The 17,607-nt window shown below is 49.2% G+C and carries 15 protein-coding genes and 1 tRNA gene; 10 read left to right on the top strand and 6 right to left on the bottom strand.

All coding sequences use genetic code 11. The annotated features are described in order from the left end of the window. Positions 1-15: 15 nt before the first annotated feature. Positions 16-2,151, top strand: a complete 2,136-nt coding sequence (gene yccS / locus OI69_RS16925) for a YccS family putative transporter (protein ID WP_039353117.1) — start codon at positions 16-18, stop codon at positions 2,149-2,151. Positions 2,152-2,166: 15 nt separating this feature from the next. Here the strand turns inward: yccS and OI69_RS16920 are convergent, their stop codons facing one another. After that, entirely contained in the window at positions 2,167-2,787 is a 621-nt protein-coding gene (locus tag OI69_RS16920; protein WP_039353115.1) for a TfoX/Sxy family DNA transformation protein, read from the bottom strand. A 222-nt stretch (positions 2,788-3,009) separates the two neighbouring features. On the opposite strand from OI69_RS16920, the gene sulA reads away from it, so the two are divergent. Then, positions 3,010-3,513: an SOS-induced cell division inhibitor SulA gene (gene sulA, locus OI69_RS16915; protein WP_039353112.1), complete on the top strand. Its 504-nt coding sequence runs from the start codon at positions 3,010-3,012 to the stop codon at positions 3,511-3,513. 362 nt (positions 3,514-3,875) lie between these two features. Next, the gene (gene ompA / locus OI69_RS16910; protein WP_039353109.1) at positions 3,876-4,961 is read left to right on the top strand and encodes a porin OmpA; all 1,086 of its coding nucleotides are present in this window, start codon (positions 3,876-3,878) and stop codon (positions 4,959-4,961) included. A gap of 82 nt (positions 4,962-5,043) precedes the next feature. Here the strand turns inward: ompA and matP are convergent, their stop codons facing one another. Beyond that, on the bottom strand, positions 5,044-5,496 hold the full coding sequence (matP, locus tag OI69_RS16905) for a macrodomain Ter protein MatP (RefSeq protein WP_039353106.1): 453 nt from the start codon (positions 5,494-5,496) through the stop codon (positions 5,044-5,046). Positions 5,497-5,673: 177 nt separating this feature from the next. Here matP and OI69_RS16900 point away from each other — a divergent pair, with 177 nt between their 5' ends. Both OI69_RS16900 and fabA read left to right on the top strand, forming a co-directional pair. After that, positions 5,674-7,443, top strand: coding sequence for an AAA family ATPase (locus tag OI69_RS16900; protein WP_039353103.1), 1,770 nt, complete (start codon positions 5,674-5,676; stop codon positions 7,441-7,443). 91 nt (positions 7,444-7,534) lie between these two features. Then, the gene (fabA, locus tag OI69_RS16895) at positions 7,535-8,053 is read left to right on the top strand and encodes a bifunctional 3-hydroxydecanoyl-ACP dehydratase/trans-2-decenoyl-ACP isomerase (RefSeq protein WP_039353100.1); all 519 of its coding nucleotides are present in this window, start codon (positions 7,535-7,537) and stop codon (positions 8,051-8,053) included. 103 nt (positions 8,054-8,156) lie between these two features. Here the strand turns inward: fabA and OI69_RS16890 are convergent, their stop codons facing one another. The 4 genes from OI69_RS16890 to betI form a co-directional block, all read right to left on the bottom strand. Further along, a complete protein-coding gene (locus OI69_RS16890) occupies positions 8,157-8,816 on the bottom strand; it encodes a tellurite resistance TerB family protein (protein ID WP_080752657.1) in 660 nt (219 codons plus the stop codon). Positions 8,817-8,974: 158 nt separating this feature from the next. Continuing rightward, positions 8,975-10,675, bottom strand: a complete 1,701-nt coding sequence (betA, locus tag OI69_RS16885) for a choline dehydrogenase (protein WP_039353095.1) — start codon at positions 10,673-10,675, stop codon at positions 8,975-8,977. A 19-nt stretch (positions 10,676-10,694) separates the two neighbouring features. After that, positions 10,695-12,167 (bottom strand): betaine-aldehyde dehydrogenase, encoded by a 1,473-nt coding sequence (betB, locus tag OI69_RS16880; RefSeq protein WP_039353093.1) that lies wholly within the window; start codon positions 12,165-12,167, stop codon positions 10,695-10,697. A 61-nt stretch (positions 12,168-12,228) separates the two neighbouring features. After that, a complete protein-coding gene (gene betI, locus OI69_RS16875; protein ID WP_039353088.1) occupies positions 12,229-12,816 on the bottom strand; it encodes a transcriptional regulator BetI in 588 nt (195 codons plus the stop codon). Positions 12,817-13,169: 353 nt separating this feature from the next. Here betI and OI69_RS16870 point away from each other — a divergent pair, with 353 nt between their 5' ends. The 5 genes from OI69_RS16870 (at position 13,170) to OI69_RS16850 (ending at position 17,596) form a co-directional block, all read left to right on the top strand. Next, positions 13,170-15,203, top strand: a complete 2,034-nt coding sequence (locus OI69_RS16870) for a choline transporter (RefSeq protein ID WP_039353084.1) — start codon at positions 13,170-13,172, stop codon at positions 15,201-15,203. Between the two features lie 215 nt (positions 15,204-15,418). Further along, positions 15,419-16,057 carry an RpiB/LacA/LacB family sugar-phosphate isomerase gene (locus OI69_RS16865; RefSeq protein WP_039353081.1) on the top strand — a complete coding sequence of 213 codons (639 nt, stop codon included), beginning with the start codon at positions 15,419-15,421 and terminating at the stop codon, positions 16,055-16,057. A 218-nt stretch (positions 16,058-16,275) separates the two neighbouring features. After that, positions 16,276-16,365 (top strand) — tRNA-Ser (locus tag OI69_RS16860). 355 nt (positions 16,366-16,720) lie between these two features. Then, on the top strand, positions 16,721-17,032 hold the full coding sequence (locus tag OI69_RS16855) for a hypothetical protein (protein ID WP_039353078.1): 312 nt from the start codon (positions 16,721-16,723) through the stop codon (positions 17,030-17,032). Between the two features lie 135 nt (positions 17,033-17,167). Continuing rightward, positions 17,168-17,596, top strand: coding sequence for a hypothetical protein (locus tag OI69_RS16850; protein WP_039353076.1), 429 nt, complete (start codon positions 17,168-17,170; stop codon positions 17,594-17,596). Positions 17,597-17,607: the final 11 nt, after the last annotated feature.

The following is a 17,607-nucleotide window of genomic DNA, read 5'->3' as shown; positions in this document are numbered from 1 at the left end:
TCTAAGGATATTACGTTGTTCACCTTCGCCCCTGGTATTCGTCGCTATGTGTATAACAGCAGTTGGCTGTATACCATCCGCATCCTCATTGCACTCAGTGGCGCAGCGGCCGTTCCCTGGTGGCTAGGTCAGCCAACATCGACTATTCCTGTTACACTTGGCGTCGTCGCGGCCGCGTTGACCGACCTTGACGATCGCCTTGCCGGGCGTTTACGTAATTTGTTCATTACGCTTGCCTGCTTTTTTATTGCCTCTGTTTCGATCGAACTGCTTTTTCCGTATCCCTGGCTATTCGGCCTTGGTCTGGCAGTATCAACCTGCGGTTTTATCCTGCTCGGAGCCTTGGGGCAGCGCTATGCGACCATCGCCTTCGGTGCGCTGCTGATCGCGATTTACACCATGCTGGGAATATCGCTTTACGATAACTGGTATCAACAACCCATCATGTTGTTGATCGGGGCATCCTGGTACAATTTGCTTACGCTGCTTGGTCATCTAATCTTCCCCATCCGCCCGCTACAGGACAACCTCGCGCAGTGTTATCAGCAGTTGGCTCGCTATCTGGATACCAAAGCCAACCTGTTCGATCCCGACATAGAAGAAGAAACGGACAAGCCCTTAATTGACGTCGCGATGGCAAACAGTCAACTGGTTACGACGCTTAATCAGACCAAATCCTCGTTGCTAACGCGGCTACGTGGCGATCGCGGTCAACGCGGCACGCGTCAAACACTGCATTACTATTTTGTCGCACAGGATATTCACGAACGGGCCAGCTCATCGCATGTTTACTATCCACAATTACGTGAAAAGTTTCGCTATAGCGACGTCTTATTTCGTTTTCAGCGTCTACTGACCATGCAGGCCAAAGCCTGTCAGCAGTTGTCACACTCTATTCTGCTGCATCAAAAATATCAGCATAACAGCCGTATTGAGCGAGCTTTTGTGCATCTCGAATCCGCTATTGCGCGTATCGCGGCCAACAACATGGCAGATACCACGCAAATCAAGGCGCTCACTTATCTCTTGAACAACCTGCGCGCTATTGATGCTCAGTTGGCGACCATCGAATCTGAACAGGCTATTGAGCAAGAAAACAACCCAGAAAATACGCTGGCAGATGACAAAATCACAGGTTGGAGCGATATCCGCTTGCGTATTAGCCGCCACCTGACACCTCAGTCGGCGCTGTTTCGCCACGCCATTCGTATGTCCGTGCTGCTCTGTAGCGGCTACACGTTAATTCAGATCACGGGATTGCAACACGGTTATTGGATTCTGCTGACCAGCTTGTTCGTTTGTCAGCCTAACTATAATGCGACGCGACGGCGGTTGACGCTGAGGGTTATCGGCACCTTAACCGGTATTTTACTCGGCCTACCTATCTTGTACTTTGTTCCTTCGTTGGAAGGGCAACTGACGCTGATCGTCATTAGCGGCGTACTATTTTTCGCCTTTCGCAACGTACAATACGCACATGCCACCATGTTTATTACGCTACTTGTCCTGCTCTGTTTCAATCTGCTGGGTGAAGGCTTTGAAGTCGCGGTGCCGCGTATTATCGATACTTTATTGGGGTGCGCTATCGCGTGGCTGGCGGTGAACTTTATCTGGCCCGACTGGCATTTTCGCGGTCTGCCAACCGTTATTGATAAGACATTAAATGCCAACTGCCGTTATCTGGACGCGATTATGGTTCAATATCATCAGGGGAAAGATAATAGCCTGCCTTATCGCATTGCACGCCGCGACGCGCATAACTGCGACGCAGAGCTGGCGTCTGTTGTGTCGAATATGTCTTCAGAACCCCATACGGTCAGAAGCAAACTGGATATAGCATTCCGCTTCATGTGCCTAAATCATACGTTGCTAAGCTATATTTCCACACTCGGCGCACACCGAGGGAAAATTACCTCAGCGGAAACGCTACAATTGCTGGATGATGCGGTGTGTCATGTTGATGACGCGCTACACCATCGTGAAGAAGAAAGTTTGCGAATCAATCAGGGATTGAAAACCATTGCCGCCAGTATTCAATCCCTCTCACCCGAGTCAGACAGCAAAGAATCGCTCATTATTCAGCAAATTGGCCTGCTAATCGGTCTCTTACCCGAACTCGTTCAGCTAAAAAATGACATGATGACACAGTAAAAACATGATGTATTCCTAGTACTTTGGTCCTTTGGAAACCGTGTTGTTCTTATACCATTCCAACAACTCGTTGCGGATACTGCGGGGCAATGCCGCCTGATGCGTGCCACAAATGGCACCAGCAAGCGCCAGTAACACATTGACACTCAAATTAGCTCGAACCTTCCGCAACTCAAGATAGCTGTTTTTTGCACCATAATGCTGTAATTCATCGACATTCGTTATCCCCGCTTTCCATAGCAGGCGTTCAATATCATGGTTCAGATTCGGAAGATCCTTTAACCGCCCATTCTTACTCGTGGTCGCTTTATCATACTGCGCGCCCAACAACGCCAGACGGGCAAAATACAAAAGCTGCACAGGTTCTTGCCATAATGCTTCATTGACAAGAAAGTAGTTCAACGGAACGGGTATACCGCGTTTGGTATAAATCAGATTAGGCATATCACGCTGCTGAAAATATTTTTCATCTTTCTTACTCGCGCGAAGATAAAGCTCCCCTTCCGATACCAGTCCAAAAATCGTTTTATTTGCTGCGATGCTGTAGCCACCAAACTGGGAACGCGAAGTGATGTCCCCCAAACATGAAAAAGACTGCTGAGATTGAAAAATCCTTTTTTTACATAGTTGCTTCATTGCCGTAATCCTTAGTATTGAAATGATCCCTACCTGAACAATCAAAATATCCGTAGCAGGAACAAATAATTAAACACAGCCCCGAGGTAGCTTCAAACAGTAAATGTGTTTGCTGTCTGTTGCATAAGGAATATGCGAAGCGCTTTCAAAAAATCAGGTTGATTTTCACGCACACTGAATGTACTGTACGTTCATACAGTAACACTATGGGTAGGACTCATTATGCGTACACAATCAATCAGCTCTCACAATGTTCAGTCGTCATTCTCTGCAAACAAACAGGCAGCAGAAGCCTCGGTGGCTACGGGCGGAATTATCAGTGAAATCGTGTACAACGCCGAGCAGCCCATAGTCACCCACCTGTTATTACCGCTACTACAACAGCTAGGTACACAATCTCGCTGGCTACTGTGGCTCTCCCCCCAGCAAAGATTAAGCCGACCTTGGGTACAGCAATCCGGATTACCGCTAGATAAAATGATACAACTTCACCACATCAATCCGCTGTTTACTGTGGATGCGATGGAAAGAGCCTTGCTGACAGGAAATTACAGCGCTGTTTTATGCTGGCTAGCGCACGAATTGACGGAAGAAGAGAAGGTTCGATTGCGGCACGCCGCGCAGGCAGGAAATACATACGGCTTTATTATGCGGCCAGAAAGTACTGGAGGGGACGCCTATAGACTGTTTCCTAGCCTTAAAATTCATTCGACATTGTATCATTAAGTAAATTAAGAATTTTCTCAACCAATCCAAGCTCTATGCCTTGTCGATCGCCGCAGAGCGCTATTCCGTGGGCTTTTTGGATGTTTTTAATACAGCTAAAAGGCGTAAGATCTGTCAAAAGCTTCGACTATTTGTTAGCAAGTATGTATGAATCGTGCGATTTTCTTATGATGTAAATCACATCATACTTGTAACTTTCTCATCACGTTGTAGACTTTAACTCGCTGGAGTTGCCCTTTTATAACGTCAGTTGACTGACAGTGAGTCATAAATAAGGGTAAAGTTTCCAATCAAAGGATTTTAACCAAAGGTTTATTACCCCTCCGGGTTAATTGCCGATTTGGATGATAATGAGGCGTAAAATGAAAAAAACAGCTATCGCAGTTGCAGTGGCACTGGCTAGCTTCGCGACCATCGCGCAAGCAGCTCCTAAAGACAATACCTGGTACACCGGTGGTAAATTGGGCGTGTCTCAATTCCACGATACTGGTTTCTACGGAAATGGTTACACTGGTATCAACAACAACCCAATCAAAAGCAAATTAGGTGCTGGTGCATTTGTTGGTTATCAAGCCAACCCGTACCTGGGCTTTGAACTGGGCTACGACTGGCTGGGCCGCATGAAGTATGCAGGTTCAACGACTAGCGGAACAGACAGCGCAAGCTTCAAAGCTCAAGGCGTTCAACTGGCTGCTAAACTGAGCTACCCAGTAATGCCTGATCTGGATGTTTACACCCGTCTGGGTGGTCTGGTATGGCGTGCTGACAGCCACGCGGCTATCGGCGGCGGCGACATCAATAACAATGACACTGGCGTTTCCCCGCTGGCTGCTATCGGTGTTGAATATGCCATCGACAAAAACTGGGCTACTCGTGTTGACTACCAATGGGTTAGCAACATTGGTGATGCTGGTACCGTTGGTGCCCGTCCAGACAACATGCTGATGAGCGTTGGCCTGTCTTACCGTTTCGGCCAGGATGACCGCGTAGCGCCAGTTGTTGCTCCGGCTCCAACTCCAGCTCCGGCTCCAGTTGTTGAAACTAAGCGTTTCACCCTGAAATCTGACGTCCTGTTCAACTTCAACAAAGCAACGCTGAAAGCAGAAGGCCAGCAATCACTGGATCAACTGTACACCCAGTTGAGCTCTCTGGATCCGAAAGACGGTTCCGTTGTTGTTCTGGGCTTCACTGACCGTTTAGGTTCAGAGCAGTACAACCATGCGCTGTCTGAAAAACGTGCACAGAGCGTCGTTGATTATCTGGTTTCTAAAGGTATCCCTGCGAACAAAGTTTCTGCTCGCGGCTTAGGTAAATCTCAACCTGTTACAGGTTCTACCTGTGACAACGTGAAACCTCGTGCTGCGCTGATCGACTGCCTGGCACCAGATCGTCGCGTAGAGATCGAAGTTAAAGGCATCAAAGACGTTGTAACTCAGCCACAGGCTTAAGTTATTAACGAAAAAACCTCGCTTCGGCGAGGTTTTTTTATGTCTGTTTGTCAGCAAGGGTTAAGGCAAACGTCTATCACGTTTAGTCTTTATTAAGAATGGCTTTCAAATCCTGTTTAAGTAGTGACATCTGGCTGGCATATTTTTCTTTATGTTCGGCATCTTCAATTAGCTGCACAATCGTTTCTGACAGGGTCGCTCCCCGTCTCTGAGCGAGGCCCGCAAGACGTTGCCAGACCAGATATTCCAGATCGATCGATTTCTTACGCGTATGTTGGTGCTCAGCATTGAAATGGCGCTTACGCCGTGCGCGGATCGTTTGCTTCATACGATTTTCTAAGGTGGGATTCATACATTGCGCAATCCACTCCAGTACTCTCACTGGCTGGTTTTCCATTTTAAGCAATGCTTGTACGGCGTCATCCGCAGCACTTTGCTCCAGAAAACGCGTGATTTTTTCTCCCTCCCGATGTTTTTTTACCAGGTATTTCCATTTCCACCCGCACTCAAGATTTTCTAGTTGTTGATATTTCATATTAAAGTCTTCAGTGACCGCGTAACGTTGCTTTCAGCATAACAGTTTTCCCTAATTTTGACCGCTTTCTGGCGGTTTTCTGACAGCTTTTAAGACAATTAGCCGAACACCGTCCATGCTGCGGCGTGTTAAAGATGACGGAGAGATGACTCTCCTTATGCGCAGTTCGCATTATTCTTGTATAATCACGCTTTTCCTTCAGACGATTACATTGATACTTTGACCAGTAACCGACTCTCATGGCAGCATTTACTGCCGAATAATACGCCTTATCAAACGCTATTCACTCAGGCAGCTCAGCTTGCTCCTGCTGAATTCTCCGCTATTCAGTCGCGTCTGGAAGACAGCCTGACGCTCTTTTGCCACCCTCGATCTCCTTCCCGCTTTATGCTGTTGAAAGCACAAGAGAACGATGAATATATGGCATTGATCGCTCGTGTGCTGAACGCCATCAGGCCAGACTCCGGGGTGATACATGGCAGTAAATATATCATTGAGGGCCGTCATATTCGGGTAGAAACCGCCACGCAGCCTGCGGATAATTTCGCGGCACAGCAATCCTGCGGCTATCAGGAGTGGATTGAGCCTGAACAGCTCTTCGGCTGTGTGCGCAATTTTCACGATGAGATCACGCTGCACCCAGGACTGATTCATCAGGTTAATGGCGGTACGCTGATCCTATCAGCCAGAGCGTTGCTGGCCCAACCGTTGATGTGGCTGCGTCTGAAGCAGATTATGGCTGAAGGAATCTACCGTTGGCTATCGCCAGACGAACGCAAACCGCTTCCTATTGATGTACCGCCCATGCCGCTTGATATTCGCCTGATTATTCTCGGTGACAGGGAAAGTCTGGCTGATATTCATGATATGGAGCCGGAATTAGGTGAACACGCGATTTACGGTGAGTTCGAAGCACAATTGCAATTGATTGAAACGGATGACATGGCGCGCTGGTGTGCCTACATCAATGCACTATGCAGCGAGAATCAACTGCCGTTGCTGGACGCGGATGCCTGGTCGGCATTAGTGAACATTGCAGTACGCTACAGCGGCGATCAGGGGAATTTGCCATTATGCCCGCGGTGGTTAATCAGTCAGTTAAAATATGCCTCACTGTACGCCAGAGATGGGCAGATTACGGAGCAAGCGCTGGTTGACGCCGTTGCCGCTCGCCAATGGCGTGAAGGCTACCTGCGTGAGCGCATGCAGGATGAAATAGAATTAGGCCAGATTTTGATCGAAACAGAAGGCGAAGTCGTCGGTCAGGTTAATGGACTTTCCGTACTGGAATTCCCTGGCTACCCCGTCGCCTTTGGCGAACCGACACGTATTAGCTGTGTCGTTCATGCTGGTGACGGTGAATTCACTGATGTCGAGCGCAAAGCCGAACTGGCTGGCAATTTGCATGCTAAAGGCATGATGATCATGCAGGCGTTCCTGATTACCGAACTGGAGCTTGACCAACAGCTTCCTTTCTCCGCATCCATGGTCTTCGAGCAATCCTACAGTGAAGTTGATGGTGACAGCGCTTCACTCGCTGAACTGTGTGCGCTGATCAGCGCCCTCTCCTTGCGCCCCATCAATCAGCAGTTCGCCGTTACTGGTTCCGTCGACCAATTTGGCCACGTTCAACCGATTGGCGGCGTAAATGAGAAAATCGAAGGGTTCTTTGAAGTCTGCCAGCGTCGTGGATTAACAGGAACTCAGGGGGTGATTTTACCTGCGGCTAACCTACGCCATCTCTGTTTGCAGGAAGATGTCGTTGAGGCTGTGCGCGAAGGGAAATTCCATTTATTCCCAGTAGAAACTGCGCCGGAAGCCGTGTCATTGCTGACCAATTTTGCCTATGACGATGAGCAACAGCCAAATCTGTTAGCCGCGATTCGTGAAAGAATTGGACAAATTGCACCGCAAGAGCGCAGACGTTTCCCTTGGTTTTTCCGTTAAACCAACTGGTTCAACCAGACGCAACAGACTTGCCCAGCGTACAGGTGTACGCTAACCTGCGTGCTTCATTAAAATAAGGCTTACAGAGACCATGGTAGATAAACGCGAATCCTATACAAAAGAAGACCTCCTTGCCTCCAGTCGTGGTGAACTTTTCGGCCCGCAAGGCCCTCAGTTGCCAGCCCCTAACATGCTCATGATGGACCGCGTCGTTAAAATGACGGAAGACGGCGGTAAGTATGGCAAAGGCTATGTGGAAGCCGAATTGGATATCACGCCTGACCTGTGGTTCTTCGGTTGCCATTTCATCGGCGATCCGGTGATGCCAGGCTGCCTCGGTCTGGATGCCATGTGGCAGTTGGTTGGCTTCTATCTGGGCTGGCTGGGTGGTGAAGGCAAAGGCCGCGCACTCGGCGTGGGTGAAGTAAAATTCACCGGACAAGTACTGCCGACCGCGAAAAAAGTCACTTACCGCATTCACTTCAAACGCGTAATTAATCGCCGTTTGGTGATGGGTATTGCTGATGGCGAAGTACTGGTCGACGGCCAACAGATCTATACCGCAGACGAATTGAAAGTGGGCCTGTTCAAAGACACCAGCGCTTTCTAAACGTCAGATGATACAGCGGGCGAAAAATCCTCGCCCGCGTTATTCTCTTTATTTATCCTATCTGAACGCTGAACGCATCCAACCAACTTAAATCATGGCCTCATCATGACGGGTTTTTTAGTTCATTGGTGATCGACTGCCGTACGTCTTGTGGTATCTTCAATTCCGTTGCTAACGCATCCAGATAACTTTTTTCCATGAAGTGATCGATATCGATAACCGCACAGCTCAGGAAGTAAATTTCCAGCGCCTCTTCCTCGTTTTTCACGTCTTTCGCCAGCAACACGGGATCGAGCGGTTGTGCTATCGCTTCCTGTACCCAGCGTTGCGCCTCGTTTCCCAGTTGCAGTTGCTGAATATTCTCATCAATACGCTGTCTTTCACTCGCATCAATGTGGCCATCACTCTTGGCAGCAAAAACCAGCGCCTGAATCAGACGTCTGGCACGAATCGTATCCGCAGAAGACTGGGTGCCAAACTGTGGGTCATCCTGATGCGTATCACGCACGCGTTTCTTGTATTGGTTCCACAACACCACGCCTGCCGCTGCACTCCCCCCAATGATCAGCGCATTTTTACCCAGAGACCCCATGATTTTCCGGGTTGATTTATTCGACAACAAGACGCCCGCCAAACCGCCCAGCGCCGCGGGCTTTAACATATCGCCAAAATTGCCATTTTTTCCTCCTTGATGGTGATCCCCCTGCTTGTTACCGGCAGCGGAACCTAATAAGCCCTGAATTTGTTGCAGCCAATTATTCATTTTCATTCCTCAAGGAAAAGTGACATCACGAATGGTATTGCCCCCCATAGTAATGGGACGGAAGGCGTTTGTGTGTCAGATTGTGTATAGCAACGAAAAGTATGGACCGCGACTTTTACGCAGTCCATCTCGGTGGAGAATTGGCTATGCAAGGAACGTCATGAAGCAGGTTTCAGCGCGGGTGTGTTTCCCACAATGGGATTGCCAGAAACACGGGTATGACTAGCAACATAGTAGCGCGCTTTGCTGCGTGGCAACGGCTGACGACGACGGATTCGATCCGCAATTTTCTCCGCGATCATGATAGTTGTCGCATTCAGATTACCGGTAATGATCTGCGGCATGATAGAAGCATCGACAACACGCAGCCCTTCCATTCCGTGGACTCGTCCCTGTCCATCGACCACCGCCATGTCGTCTTCTCCCATCTTACAGGAACAGGAAGGGTGGAATGCCGTCTCGGCGTGAGTACGGATAAATTCGTCCAGTTCTTCATCGGTCTGAACCTCAAGTCCGGGACTAATCTCGCGCCCGCGATATTTATCCAGCGCTGGTTGTGCCATGATTTTACGTGTAATGCGGATCGCATCGCGAAATTCCTGCCAATCCTGCTCCGTCGACATATAGTTGAACAGAATGCTGGGATGCTCGCGGGCATCTTTGGAGCGCACCTGCACGCGCCCCCGACTAGGTGAACGCATGGAACCGACATGAGCCTGGAAACCGTGCTCTTTTACCGCGTTACTGCCATTGTAGTTAATCGCGACAGGGAGAAAATGGTATTGAATATTCGGCCAGGCAAACTCATCGCTACTGCGGATAAAACCACCTGCTTCAAATTGGTTACTGGCGCCAACACCGGTGCCATTGAACAGCCATTCCGCCCCAATTTTCGGCTGATTAAACCATTGCAGCGCTGGATACTGCGATACGGGTTCTTTGCAGGCGTATTGCAAATACATTTCCAGATGATCCTGTAAATTCTCGCCGACACCAGGCAAATCGTGCACGACAGGAATATCGAGCCTCTGAAGCAGCTCTTTTGGCCCCACGCCGGAACGTTGCAAAATTTGTGGCGAGGCGATGGCACCGGCACACAACAGGACTTCACGGCGCGCCTTTGCTGTTTGTGGTTTTTCCCCTTTAAAGTAAGCGACGCCAACTGCACGTTTTCCGTCAAAGAGGATCTTGTCAGTTAAGGCATGCGTCACGATGGTCAGATTGTTGCGGCCTTTCGCCTGATCCAGATAGCCCCTGGCAGTACTGGCGCGACGCCCCTTCGGCGTCACGGTTCTGTCCATCGGCCCAAAACCTTCCTGCTGATAGCCGTTAAGATCGTCGGTACGCGGATAACCCGCTTGCACACCAGCTTCAACCATCGCGTGAAACAACTCGTTGTTTCCCATCTTCGGCGTAGTAACCGCAACCGGGCCAGTCGCACCATGATAGTCGTTCGCTCCGACATCCCGCGTTTCCGCTTTGCGGAAATACGGCAGGCAGTCAAGGTAGCTCCAGTCTTCCAGACCCGGCAGGGTTGCCCAGTGATCAAAATCCATGGCATTGCCACGGATGTAACACATGCCGTTAATCAGTGATGATCCCCCCAGCCCTTTGCCTCGACCGCATTCCATACGGCGATTATTCATATGCGGTTCCGGGTCGGTTTCATAAGCCCAGTTATAGCGTTCCCCCTGTAATGGGAAAGCTAAAGCGGCAGGCATTTGCGTACGAAAATCCAGCCGATAATCAGGCCCCCCCGCCTCAAGCAGCAGCACGCTCACGTCACTTTCTTCTGTCAGACGCGTTGCCAATACATTGCCAGCGGAACCGGCTCCAATAATGATGTAATCATATTCCATTAGGCTTTCTCCCCTTCGTTTAAAATACCGAGCGGAATTCACCCAGTTCAACCTGTACAGATTTAATTTGCGTATAGTGTTCCAATGTTGTTATGCCGTTTTCACGTCCGACACCCGAATGTTTGTAGCCGCCCACAGGCATTTCAGCCGGAGATTCCCCCCAGGTGTTGATCCAGCAAATCCCGGCATCAAGCTGATGAATCACACGATGTGCCCGATTCAAATCGCGGGTCACGATGCCCGCCGCCAGCCCATATTCGCTATTATTGGCGCGGCGGATCACCTCATCCTCATCCTGATACGTCAGAATACTCATGACCGGCCCAAAGATTTCCTCTCGCACAATCGTCATATCGTCCCGGCAGTCCGTGAACACCGTAGGGGCAACGTATGCACCTTGTGCATAGTCCCCGTCTGTCATCGGTTCGCCGCCCACCAGCACACGCGCACCTTCACGTTTACCGCTTTCGATGTAACGCAGGACGGATTCCCGATGAGGAAAGCTGACCAACGGACCAAAATTCACCTGTTCATCAGTTGGATCACCGATACGGATGCGTTGAACGCGCGCCAGAATTTTTTGCTCAAACTGCGCCTGTAACGCTTGCGGAATGAAGACGCGTGTACCGTTGGTACACACCTGCCCTGAGCTGAAAAAGTTCGCCATCATGGCAATATCCGCGGCTTTATCCAGATCCGCATCGTCAAAAATAATCAGTGGCGACTTTCCGCCCAGCTCCATCGTGACGTCTTTCAACGTCGAGCCGGCGGCATTGGCCATGACGGTTTTCCCACTAGCGATCCCCCCGGTGAAAGAGACTTTAGCAATGCCAGGATGTGAAGTGAGCGCCTGACCAACGGTTTTCCCCGTTCCGGTCAGCACGTTAAAGACACCAGCAGGTAGCCCGGCTTCGGTGTAGATTTCCGCCAGCTTCAGCGCGGTGAGCGATGTGACCTCACTGGGTTTGAAGATCATAGCGTTCCCTGCCGCCAGTGCAGGCGCCGATTTCCACAATGCGATCTGAATGGGGTAATTCCAGGCACCGATACCCGCAACAACGCCAAGCGGTTCACGACGCGTGTAGACGAACGACGTATCGCGCAAGGGGATCTGCTGACCTTCAAGCATCGGAATCAGCCCCGCATAATATTCCAGAACATCTGCGCCGGTGACGATGTCAACGGTACGCGTTTCCGAGAACGGTTTGCCGGTATCGTGCGTTTCAAGCAACGCGAGTTCATCATTACGTTCACGCAGGATATCAACAGCGCGGCGTAAAATGCGCGAGCGCTCCATCGCGGTCATCGCCGCCCATACTTTCTGCCCTGCGATTGCGGCGTTAACGGCATGATCAACGTCAGCGGCCGTTGCCGACTGAACGTGGGCAATGATGTCACCATTCGCGGGATTTACGGCATCAAACGTATCGCCACCCGTGCTATCGACATAAGCGCCGTTGATATAAAGCGGTTGTAAACCGTAGCGAGACATAAATTCTCCTGTCTGATGGCTGCCTAAACACCGGGTTCCAGGCAGAAATGATAAGGAAGGATCACGCGTGAAGGAGCTGTTGCTCGATATAGCTGTAGGTAATACTCAGCGCTTCTTCGCAGTTAAAGGCGTGATGGCTTAGCGCACCACGCAGCCACAGCCCATCGATCAGCCCTGCCAGCCCTTTTGCCGCAATACGTGCTTTATCCTTCGGCAAACAGTGCCTGAATTCGACACACAGGTTGGAGTAAAGCCGCCGATCGTTAACCTGCTGTAACCGATGGAGCATCGGGGAATGCAGGCTGCTGGCCCAGAAGGCCAGCCAGGTTTTCATCGCGGCGCTATTCGTCTGGCTATCATCGAAATTCCCCTGGACGATCGCGCGTAAACGTGCGCGAGGCGTGTTCTCTGTCAGACTCAGCAACCGTGATTGCACCGCCAGCCCCAGATGGCTAATCAGGTAGCGCATCGTTGCTTCTAGTAAGCCATTTTTATCGCAGAAATAATGGCTGATGATCCCATTCGACACACCGGCACGCCGGGCAATCTGAGCGATCGAGGCGTCATGCATTCCCACATCGTTAATCGCTGCCATCGTCGCTTCAATAAGTTGTTGTCGTCTGATTGGCTGCATTCCGACCTTAGGCACTATACTTTTCCTTCATGTTACTCCCTCCATTTTTGTGTGTTCAATCACGGTAAAAGCCGATGATTCGTGATCCGATTTTTCCCATTAAACTTTTTTTTGATTGAACGTTCAATAAAAAATGAATATCTTTTATTGCTGAAAGGTTAAAGATATGTACCAATTATCGCGAAAAATAGTTTAAGTTCAGACGTTAACTCTAACTTAAAAATAATATTTCACTTTTTGTTCTGATAACCACCTTCCAACGGAAAGCGTACTCAGCGGATATCCTCCGCGCTGTTTTTGATATGCGCTAAGCGCGCTTCGTGGAAAGAGGAATCAGAATATCGGTTCACGTAACGCAAGGGATAACCATGCCAGCATCAGAAACGACCACCCAGCAGGATCGCCTGAATCCTGTCGTGTTCTACACATCAGCGGGATTAATCCTGACTTTCTCGCTAATGACCATGTTGTTTAACCAAGAAGCTAATGCCTGGATTACCCATGCGCTTAGTTGGGTTTCCGCCACCTTTGGTTGGTATTACCTGCTCGCCGCCACGCTCTACATTGTTTTTGTCATCTTCATCGCGTCGTCTCGCTTTGGTTCGATCAAGCTCGGCCCGGAACAGTCGAAACCTGAATTCAGTCTGATGAGTTGGGCAGCGATGCTGTTTGCTGCGGGGATCGGCATCGATTTAATGTTCTTCTCCGTCGCAGAACCTATCACGCAATATATGATGCCGCCGGAAGGACAAGGGCAGACGATGGAAGCGGCACGGCAGGCCATGGTGTGGACGCTCTTCCACTACGGGCTGACGGGCTGGTCAATGTACGCGCTGATGGGGATCGCGCTGGGCTACTTCAGCTATCGGTATAATTTGCCGCTGACGATTCGCTCTGCCCTGTATCCTATCTTTGGTAAGCGCATCAATGGCCCGATTGGGCACAGTGTTGATATCGCAGCCGTACTTGGCACGATCTTCGGTATTGCGACCACGCTGGGTATCGGTGTTGTTCAGCTTAACTACGGGCTGAAAGTCTTGTTCCAGATCCCCGAGAATCTCACCGTTCAGGCTTCGCTTATCCTGCTTTCGGTGATTATGGCGACCGTTTCCGTGACGTCCGGCGTCAATCGCGGCATTCGTTTCCTCTCCGAGCTTAACGTCCTGCTCGCGCTGGGTTTGATTCTCTTTCTGCTCTTTTGGGGAGATACCGAGTTCCTGCTCAACGCACTGGTGCTGAACGTAGGGGATTACATCAATCGCTTTACAGGAATGACGCTCAACAGTTTTGCGTTCGATCGCCCGACAGAGTGGATGAATAGCTGGACGCTGTTCTTCTGGGCATGGTGGGTGGCGTGGGCGCCGTTTGTCGGGCTGTTTCTGGCACGCATTTCACGCGGCAGAACGATTCGCCAGTTCGTCGTCGGCACGCTAATCATTCCGTTTGTCTTTACGCTACTGTGGCTCTCCATTTTTGGTAATAGCGCACTTTATCAGGTAATCCACGGTAATCTGGATTTTGCCAATGAAGTCATGCAGCACCCGGAACGCGGGTTCTACAGCCTGCTGGCACAGTATCCGGGCTTCAGCCTAAGCGCCTCCGTCGCTACCATCACCGGCCTACTGTTTTATGTCACCTCTGCCGATTCAGGTTCTCTGGTTCTGGGTAACTTCACCTCCCGCCTCGGCGACATCAACAACGATGCACCCAACTGGCTGCGGGTCTTCTGGTCAGTCGCTATCGGCCTGCTGACGTTGGGTATGCTGATGACAAACGGTGTATCCGCATTGCAGAACACCACCGTCATCATGGGATTACCATTTAGTTTTGTGATGTTCTTTATCATGGCAGGGTTATATAAATCACTGCGAGTTGAGGATTACCGCAAAGCCAGTTCCTTACAAACATCTGCCCCCATACCGATATCAGGCGACGATCGTTTGAACTGGAAACAACGTATCTCGCGTGTCATGAACTTCCCCGGCACAACGCACACGCAGAAAATGCTGGATAACGTCTGTAAAGCCGCGATGGATGACGTCGCGCGTGAGTTGCGCCTGCGAGGTGCCAGCGTTGAAGTCAACGAGTTGCCCCCTGTTGAAGATGAGCGCTTGAACCACCTCGAACTGCAGGTCGATTTGGGGGATGAGCAGAATTTTCTTTACCAAATCTGGCCACAGCGCTATAGCGTTCCGGCGTTTACCTACCGTGCCCGATCGGGCAAATCGGATTATTACCGGCTTGAGACTTTCCTACTGGAAGGAAGTCAGGGCAATGACCTGATGGACTACAGTAAAGAGCAGGTGATTAACGATATTTTGGATCAGTACGAACGACACCTGAATTTTCTTCATCTTAACCGAGAAGCGCCGGGCAATACGCTAACCTTTCCAGATGTATAGACCTCCTCTATGGCGCTGAAATACAGCGCCATTTTTCAATATCTTATGCCATTATTCGTCGTATTTTCCCGTTCGTATTTTTCCTGAATTTATGGGCTGTGCCGCATTCTTTACTTCCACGATTTGCGCTTTATTTTTGAAACGGTATACTGCACACATCAAATTGAAATACAGTTTTAAAAAATGTATTTGTCCGTCACAGAAAAGGAACGAACATGAAAATTGCACTGATTAACGAGAACAGCCAAGCTGCCAAAAATGCCATCATCGCCGAGTCTCTGACTAAAGCGGTTGCACCGCTGGGTCACACTGTACACAACTACGGTCAATACGCGGTTGAAGATGCCGCACAGTTGACCTACATCCAAAACGGTATTTTGGCAGCAATTCTGCTGAACTCCGGTGCTGCCGATTTCGTGGTGACCGGTTGTGGTACTGGTCAAGGCGCGATGCTGGCTTGTAACTCTTTCCCAGGCGTAATCTGCGGTCTGGTTGTTGACCCATCTGATGCTTACCTGTTCTCTCAGATCAACAATGGTAATGCTGTATCCGTTCCTTACGCTAAAGGCTTTGGCTGGGGCGCAGAACTGAACCTGGAAAACCTGTTTACTCAGTTGTTCAAAGAAGAAGGTGGCAGAGGCTATCCAAGCGATCGCGTTGTTCCTCAACAACGTAACAAGAAAATCCTGGATGCCGTAAAAGAAGTGACCTACAACGATCTGATCACCATCCTGAAAGGTCTCGATCAGGATCTGGTTAAAGGCGCGATTGCGGGTCCTAAATTCCAGGAATACTTCTTCGCGAACAGCAAAGACGAAGCACTGACCAGCTACATCAAAACACTGCTGGCGTAATCGACCTTTCGCTGACAAAAAACCACAAACCATTGCGGTCTGTGGTTTTTTTATGCGTATTTTTCACCTGTTTTGCCGACATGTTGGCGACATCATTACGCGGCGTATCCGTTACCGTTCAAGGCTTAGCCAGATGCACCAATAGCGCTAAATACTGCTTGACCGGAGCTAAGCGACTCCCTATAGTAGCGCCCCGTTGCCCCTTGTAGGCAACCCCCGGTGAGGTGTCCGAGAGGCTGAAGGAGCACGCCTGGAAAGTGTGTATACGTGAAAACGTATCAAGGGTTCGAATCCCTTCCTCACCGCCATATTTTGGACAAAATCAACGAATCAAATGCCACATCAGATTTTGCTCCGTATCGAGTTATACAAAAAAGTTCGCTTCGGCGAACTTTTTTGTTTGTAAAATCCCCCTCTCATTCAGCTACCCTTTCCCTGCACCGACCGCCAAACAGATGCGCCAAGAAAGGTTTAACGTTGAGTTACTCATACATTGCGTATACCACAGGACATGATGACCGAAACCTATTGCGATGATGGATGGCTGGATGTGTTATTATGTGAACAAGATTTTTTCAGATTTATAACGTGAGCAGTGGTAATATTTTCCCGTTATTTGTTCATTTGGTTAATTTATTGACTTTACTACGACAGGAGTCGGTAATGATAGTAAGAACATGGCATGGTTGTGTCCCCTTGGAGTACGCAGAGGGTTTTGCCGTTCATCTTCAATTAACGGGCATCAAACATTCACAAAGTATAAAAGGTAATCTGGGGGCCTTTGTTAAACGCGTCGTTCAAGGGGACTGGGAACATTTTTTTCTTGCTACGTACTGGACTGATATTGATGCGGTTAAGGCTTTTGCTGGTGAGGATTATCATATCGCCGTCAACTACGCTGAGGATGATAAATTTTGCCTTTTATCCGATCCTTATGTTTTTCAGCATGACGTTCAGAGTATACAAGCATTGTAAGTATGATGATGACGGCATGGAAATCGAGTGACACATCATTGGTTATAAATCTCCTGCTAAAGATGGTATTTACTGCGTGATGTTGCTTGTAAAGCATAGATATCAGTAGAAGTTAACATGATGAGGTGAATTTTCATGCAGGAATTTTATTCATTTTTTCTACGCATCATACTACCACTCATTCCTTTACTTATTTTATTAAGGCTATTTTTTTATCGATTTCGCGATAAAAAAGGAACAAACTCCAGTGATGGTACGATGAGAAAAATATCTCTGGACTCATTTTTGTTAAAAAAACTGGGTATCAATAATGAGGATTATTATTACGATTCATCTTATTTATATCAAGTTAACGGAGAATACACTCAGAAAATACCGTTATCAGATATCGTAAAAGTTAGTTCAGGGACAACCACCATAAATAACCGGAGAATGTGGTCTGTAAAATATCGTCAACAAGGAGGAGAGAAACAGGTGCAATTTATTCATAACTTCACCTTCTTTAACCGTAATTTTATTGGTTTTTTATCTGCGGTAAAATCAGCCAACCCTGAAGTGTATTAGTCGCGACCAGA

Origin of the sequence: Pectobacterium fontis, from assembly GCF_000803215.1 — a bacterium.
GTDB classification, from domain to species: domain Bacteria; phylum Pseudomonadota; class Gammaproteobacteria; order Enterobacterales; family Enterobacteriaceae; genus Pectobacterium; species Pectobacterium fontis.
The sequence above is the reverse complement of the archived record's forward strand: the minus strand, read 5'-3'. Positions and strand labels throughout refer to the sequence as shown.